Here is a 6,145-nt window from a genome sequence, read left to right as displayed (position 1 = left end):
ATTTCCGGACTGACCCCTTTTATATGCCATTTGTGTTGTTTGTTGACTAATTGTTGACTAATTAAAATGCGTGTAAAATGCTGACAATCAAGGCAGAAATTAAGAATGAAGAGCAGAAGGTTGACGGAACGTACAATGTAAAGTTGAGATTATATCCGCATATCCCTATAGATAAGATCCCTCTCTTTGTAAGATAGGACACCTTCCAATAGATTAAAGGAGGACATACGATAAGCTGTCTTGTCTATTTTATCTTCTGGGTGGACCTCGTTGTATTCATCAAGAGGGCCATATAGCCGCAAATTTCCCAACATCACCTCATATTCGTAGCAAGTGGGCTTAGTCACTTCAAACATTGAGGCCAAAACTGGACAATAGTTATCTTTGGTTGATAACTTCTGAACCGGTATCGCTATATTTTCCCATTCATAATCAAGTTCAAAGAACTCTCTATTGTAGAAAGCTGAGGTATATATAACTCCCATAAGCTTATGTGATGGCCCCTTTTCTATTGACCACTCAAGAACAAATTGTGGAATAATGTATTCCGGCTTAAATACATCATCAGCATTCCGTACTGGGATAGTACATGCGATAATAACAGGAAGATATTTAAGATAAAGACTTTCGCATTCAGTGAATTTTTCAACAGAAGGTATTCTCAGATCTAAAACTCGAAAGTTTTCCCTTGAAGTAAACTGTGATACTAAGGTCGATTCAATAGGTGGGCGGTGCATTTCTTCCCAACTACCGTATATACTTTTCGCTAAGTAAAGACATGGATAGCCGGGGGTACTATATCTTTGAGTTTTGATATTTCGAATCATGCTGAATGGTATATGGAATATTTCCGTTCTGGGAACATCCTTTCTTAAAGAGCATACCCTCATTCTATACAAAGCGCTCCATTTATCGTGAGTATAAATGAGATCTTCGCAAAATACGTCATTAAGAATATTCTTTAGCTGCGTGTAGGCTCTAGACCTTCGCCCGGAAAGGCTGGAGGAAACCGCAGTGATAATCTTATCCCAAGTATTTTTCGCAACTGAAAAAACGATAGAGCTTTCATCTACCCCATGGCTTTTTAATTGCGTCAAATAGTCTAACTCACAGCACCTCAAAACATTCTTAAACTCATTGGAGTGCTGCTTTTGAAAATCTTGACTTCGCTCAAATATGGTAGTTCTTACAATATCCAAAAAATTCTCAGGATTATCTATCATAATCTCTTAAATAAATGGTGATGATACGCATAGTAAATTAAGTCATTCGACCGCGAAGAGATAGTAGCGATGACCATATTGATCCATTCCATCTGCGCTGCGAGCAACAACACGGAGCTTCTTACCCATATACTTCTGCTCAATTATCTCAACGGCTTCGCCAAACTCATCAGGGAGATATAGGATATCCTCGTCGGAAAGAGAATCGTAATCCTCGCTTTTCTCAGCACCGGGATTTCCGAACGCATGTAGATGATTGCATCCTCCAGCCATTCTGAATACAGATAACTCAGATCGCGAACCATCTGTAGCAAACTTATGATAGCCTCCGGGCAAATATCGCTCTATCACGAACCATTCGCCTACCGCCATATTATCCGTTCCCATTTCCTTGGCACCTTCCTTTTCAAGGTGGGCAATCATTGCAGGAGACAACAAATTCATCATACTTTCTGGAATGGTAGCCTTATTTATTGTGGCAGCATTCTTCAATAATGGTTTCTTAAGCATATTATCTTCTTATAATTCTTTTAATTCCTTTCCGGTAACTCTCTTTATAATTCCGATGATGCTATTTTCCACATCTTTATAGTCCACGTGGTTTTTATTTTTACCCCAATCGTGAGTAGTCGCGCCTGTTGCCTTATCAGATGAATGAAGTATCAGGTGCTTCAAGAGTCGTGGTTGTCGAGTATAGAAGACTTTCAGGATAGCTTTTAGAGTTGATTCATCTCCTGACCAGTAGTAAGGTGGATTATATGTCAACGGGATTTTACTTGTGGCTCCAAACAAGTACAGGAAGTCTTCACAACTCATATTCTCGAAATAAGAACCGTAGATCTTAAAAATCTCTGTGAGTATCGGCTCTCGCTCTTGTGCATAGATTTGAGATGGCGCAGTCTCGTTGATAAATCGTGTTGGAAAATCCAAACGTTGTGTGTTGGAAGATATTATTGGTCTTATATTACCCGAATTAGAAGTCTCAATATCTAAATCATCCGCAGATATATCAATTCCTAAATTATCATTTAACCAATGTATTAGCTTTCCGCAAAATGCCATACAACGTTCCGCGTCTCTTGGAAACTGAACATACCGATAGTAGATTTTCTGAAATGACGATTCCTCTGTAATCTCCTGCATGACTTTCGCAATCGGATCGGACGAGCCGAGGTTGTCTTTGAAAACCTCACTCGCAAGCTGAACACCGATACAAATAGAAAATATATATGGTTCAGGATTATTTACGACATCTTGGTCATCCAATTCAATAGACTTAGCCAATTCAGAGACTTTATCACTTAAAGTTTTGACATAAGCCGAGCCTTCCGGATTTAAAGTTTTGAAGGCATCTACAACGGAATAAAGTGTCTTCCGCTCAGTATTTTTGTCAAATAATGAAATCTGTGAAAAGACTTGGCTCTGCTGGTTGTAAGCGTTGATCAATTTAAACGCTCCAAAAATCTCATCTATGGGGATTACAGATAACTGTTCAACAAACGCATCAATATCATCCTCCCGTTGCGCCTTTAATGAGTTGTGAATGACATCACGCGGTGCTTTGGCCTTAAAGAGTGCGGCTTCTACTGTTTTTGTTGGAATATCCATAAACGTCTTTGCCATATCCTCTACCGGGACAAACCAATCCGCTTTAGATTGGGGCAATGCGAATATTATTTCAGGAATATATTCTTCCCACCACCAAGCGTATATCAGACCTCCAATACGAACTGCGGTGCCAATCAATGACATCAGATGAAGAACCTGAATTTCATTAGACTCGAATTCTCTGTTTTCCTTCGTCTTCTTAATCCAGTAGTATCGGATAATCTTCTGACTTTCCTGATATATCGACAAAAATGGGAAACGTATGGTATCTTTAAGGCTACGGATATAGTCTTCATACTCCATTCGATCTTTAATGCTTCCTTTGATCATCAAACTCTATATGGTTAGATTATTTGTTCTTGAAAAGGTCAATTCTGGCATGATCCATTACAATTTTCCCGAAATCAGTTAATACCTTATCTGCCTCTTTTTGGGAGGAAAAACGCTGCATAGGATATCGCTTTGTTATAGCCCAATGCTCTTTTTCATCGATATAGACACACAAATCTTTAGATCCATGGAGAAATTTGTGTAGAAATCTATTGTAATCATCTTCCGTATTATCACATAGCCAAGCTTTCCATCCTGCGGTGAATATCAAATATGAGTTAGATTCATCAGAAGGGAGGAATGTGGATATATCTGTGGGTGATGGATTATTGGCCATTGATTTATAATATCCATCATCGGAAACTTGAATCACTGACATTTCGATAGTTTTAAGTCCAAATTTTGCTTCTCCGAAATAATACTCAAATAGATAATTGTAAAGAAAATCCCAAGACCACATATCGCGATGGACGTTTAGATTGGCATAGTTATCCCCCGGACAATTTTTACGAGTAGATATGACATTGCAATAACGTCTCAATCCCCACATATCGGTATATGGAGTTTGCTCCCGTATATAATTTACGATGTCAAGCACCCGGGACTGGTATCGGGCTAAGAGTCTGAATGCATTTCTCACATCAATGAATGCGTTATCTAGTTCTTTGTTCATTTGAAATAAGTTTTGAAGGTCATTATGGAATCGGATGAAATGAGTGGCTTACTGGTGGCGATTTCGTCAAACCAACGGATATTATAAACCCCGTGAACGTTGAAAGCCAGCTCTATCAGGTTTAGCAACCGAATGACAGAAGACAGGTCAGTTGTTATCATGGGTAGTCTTTCGTATTCATCGCGCAACTTCGTAATCTGAATGAGTAGCGATAGCCATGTGCATTTATTGACATACACATCCTTAGCCACTGACACTGCTTCGGTAGCCTTTTCTGCGTTTCCTCCTACAGCAATAAAGTAAACAGGCTTATCATCGCCATATTCGTTCCAATAGGCTATAATTTCTTTTTCCCACTGCTGGCTATACTGACCGCCATTGTCGCGATACTTCGCCTCTATGATAACATCTAATGCCTGAAAGCGAATAAAAACATCCGGTTCTACGAGCGTGGAGTTTCCAATGCCGGTTGAATCCCAATGAGGCCAGAACTCATAATCTTCAATCTGACCGGCAACCAATGGCAAATTTTCATTATCAAAACACGCCTCACTCAGTACGCTCCAGAACAGTTCATCCGGAAGCATGAGCATCGTCTCGAAAACAGACGATGTCTTCGGATCCTCGTAAGTGTCTTTGTTATGATAGGTACTGTGTATCATTAATTGTTTAATTCAATTTCTTGATGAATAGGATTGGCCAAGACCTCAGAATTAAGAATGCAGTATGTAGGAGCATCATGACTTTCACGGAATATATACCCGTCATATCCTCGGGATAAGAGCATTTCCTTAAAATACTCACCATTGGTAAAGTCAGTGAGTAGTTGCCCGAAGTAATCAATACGATGATTCCCATAAAAGAAATTTCCGATTTCTGTGGACAGATTTAAGATTTCACAATCTTCTTCGAACGTTTTTTGTCGTTTAGTACTAATTAGACGGAGTTTATCAATTAAAGGTCTCAATTCACAAAGATTTCTACACACTCCTATAGAACTGAATTTATGAAACTTATCTGTTAATATATCAAATCCGAGTTCATCAAAGGACAGGAGTAAGGATGAGATATTCTCAAATTGGGATAAATCCAGTAATTGAATTTTTTGTATTATCGAAGTTTCCGTCAGCCAAATTTTATTACAACCATTATTTTGGGCAGCAAGGCAACCTGTGCTATAGGCTGTCGCTTTATTCTCGAAAAAATAGAATGCTCCTATTCTATTCTTTATGCGTAAGTCTTCACAGTCATCAGAATAAACATACTCTTTATTCTTGAAATCTGTATTCCAATTATCCGGTGGACATTCAATATCATATCTGAATAGCTTCACTGCACCGGGTATTTTGTAAGTGTTTATCATCAACCTGCACATATTGTTTGTTTTAAAATTAAAAGTTCAGCCATCGATACGTCAAGTAATTCTGCAATTTGTTTTAAAGTCTGAAGATCTGGTTGGCTTACGTTGGTACACCACTTTGAGACAGTGGACGGATTCTTGCCCAGTTCCGCCGCCAGCCATCTACTAGTCTTTTTCTTTTCAACGAGAACTACTTTAAGTCGATTTAAGTCTTCCATAATTCAACTATGATGATTTGAACGCAAAGATAGTGATTTTACTCAATCCGGCAAAGACTATATGCCGTCAAACATAAACATCGCCACAGAAACCTTGATAGAGACAGCTTTCGGGCTGTCTTTTTTTCATTCCCCATTTCGCCTCAAACCCTTATATGTGAATGAATAGGAGTTATCACAAAATTCTTATTCTAATAAAACTGCATATATGAGAAATATATGCCCGGATTGATAGCGAAGAGTTATCGATCCCTCCCAGATGTTTGCATTTGACTTACGAGACCCACTCTTAAGAAGTAGATGAAACTGGTAGATTGAAGAGTCTGGGAAAGAACTGGAATATCATGTAAAAGTGGTATTCCATCTTCTTTTTCGAAATTCTGAAATAGTAATGAAACCCTTATATATGAAAGAAATAACATATAATAAAACTAATAATAAACACAATGAAAATCAAACCAATTTTAAAAGCCGTAGAAACAGCCGCGAATGTAATAATCGTCGCGGGAGCGGCAAAAGCAATCTACAACAAGTTCTCTTCCTCTGACGATGAGGACGATGATGAGGACGAAATCGACGAGGACGATTAAATAAAAACATATCACCCTCACCGTCTTAACCCTTGAGGCAATAACGTATTTGCTAAAGGTAGCTAAGAAGCTATCTGGAGCAATCAAGTAATTAACGTGAGTTCTATGAATTATAACTATTTGTAAATTTGGTGATTAGCGAA

General features: G+C 38.5%; 8 protein-coding genes. 1 reads left to right on the top strand and 7 read right to left on the bottom strand.

Annotated elements, in window-relative coordinates; genetic code table 11:
• Positions 1-149: 149 nt before the first annotated feature.
• The 7 genes from M3089_RS15590 to M3089_RS15560 are packed head-to-tail and all read right to left on the bottom strand — an operon-like array spanning position 150 to position 5,412.
• The gene (locus tag M3089_RS15590; protein ID WP_249085224.1) at positions 150-1,223 is read right to left on the bottom strand and encodes an RES domain-containing protein; all 1,074 of its coding nucleotides are present in this window, start codon (positions 1,221-1,223) and stop codon (positions 150-152) included.
• Positions 1,224-1,265: 42 nt separating this feature from the next.
• The gene (locus M3089_RS15585; RefSeq protein WP_249085222.1) at positions 1,266-1,733 is read right to left on the bottom strand and encodes a hypothetical protein; all 468 of its coding nucleotides are present in this window, start codon (positions 1,731-1,733) and stop codon (positions 1,266-1,268) included.
• A 9-nt stretch (positions 1,734-1,742) separates the two neighbouring features.
• Positions 1,743-3,161 (bottom strand): hypothetical protein, encoded by a 1,419-nt coding sequence (locus tag M3089_RS15580; protein ID WP_249085220.1) that lies wholly within the window; start codon positions 3,159-3,161, stop codon positions 1,743-1,745.
• 19 nt (positions 3,162-3,180) lie between these two features.
• Positions 3,181-3,834 (bottom strand): hypothetical protein, encoded by a 654-nt coding sequence (locus M3089_RS15575; protein ID WP_249085219.1) that lies wholly within the window; start codon positions 3,832-3,834, stop codon positions 3,181-3,183.
• Entirely contained in the window at positions 3,831-4,496 is a 666-nt protein-coding gene (locus M3089_RS15570) for a hypothetical protein (RefSeq protein ID WP_249085217.1), read from the bottom strand. The genes M3089_RS15575 and M3089_RS15570 overlap by 4 nt, the downstream gene beginning before the upstream one ends.
• Positions 4,496-5,167, bottom strand: a complete 672-nt coding sequence (locus M3089_RS15565; RefSeq protein WP_249085215.1) for a hypothetical protein — start codon at positions 5,165-5,167, stop codon at positions 4,496-4,498. The genes M3089_RS15570 and M3089_RS15565 overlap by 1 nt, the downstream gene beginning before the upstream one ends.
• Before the next feature lie 29 nt (positions 5,168-5,196).
• Positions 5,197-5,412 (bottom strand): helix-turn-helix transcriptional regulator, encoded by a 216-nt coding sequence (locus tag M3089_RS15560; protein WP_249085213.1) that lies wholly within the window; start codon positions 5,410-5,412, stop codon positions 5,197-5,199.
• 446 nt (positions 5,413-5,858) lie between these two features.
• On the opposite strand from M3089_RS15560, the gene M3089_RS15555 reads away from it, so the two are divergent.
• Positions 5,859-6,002 (top strand): hypothetical protein, encoded by a 144-nt coding sequence (locus M3089_RS15555; protein ID WP_249085211.1) that lies wholly within the window; start codon positions 5,859-5,861, stop codon positions 6,000-6,002.
• Positions 6,003-6,145: the final 143 nt, after the last annotated feature.

Origin of the sequence: Marseilla massiliensis (assembly GCF_023336985.1) — a bacterium.
GTDB lineage: Bacteria > Bacteroidota > Bacteroidia > Bacteroidales > Bacteroidaceae > Prevotella > Prevotella intestinigallinarum.
The sequence above is the reverse complement of the archived record's forward strand: the minus strand, read 5'-3'. Positions and strand labels throughout refer to the sequence as shown.

Coding starts and splice junctions, on each gene's coding strand:
- M3089_RS15590 (WP_249085224.1), bottom strand. CDS start 1,223: ATGATAGATAATCCTGAGAATTTTTTGGATATTGTAAGAACTACCATA.
- M3089_RS15585 (WP_249085222.1), bottom strand. CDS start 1,733: ATGCTTAAGAAACCATTATTGAAGAATGCTGCCACAATAAATAAGGCT.
- M3089_RS15580 (WP_249085220.1), bottom strand. CDS start 3,161: ATGATCAAAGGAAGCATTAAAGATCGAATGGAGTATGAAGACTATATC.
- M3089_RS15575 (WP_249085219.1), bottom strand. CDS start 3,834: ATGAACAAAGAACTAGATAACGCATTCATTGATGTGAGAAATGCATTC.
- M3089_RS15570 (WP_249085217.1), bottom strand. CDS start 4,496: ATGATACACAGTACCTATCATAACAAAGACACTTACGAGGATCCGAAG.
- M3089_RS15560 (WP_249085213.1), bottom strand. CDS start 5,412: ATGGAAGACTTAAATCGACTTAAAGTAGTTCTCGTTGAAAAGAAAAAG.
- M3089_RS15555 (WP_249085211.1), top strand. CDS start 5,859: ATGAAAATCAAACCAATTTTAAAAGCCGTAGAAACAGCCGCGAATGTA.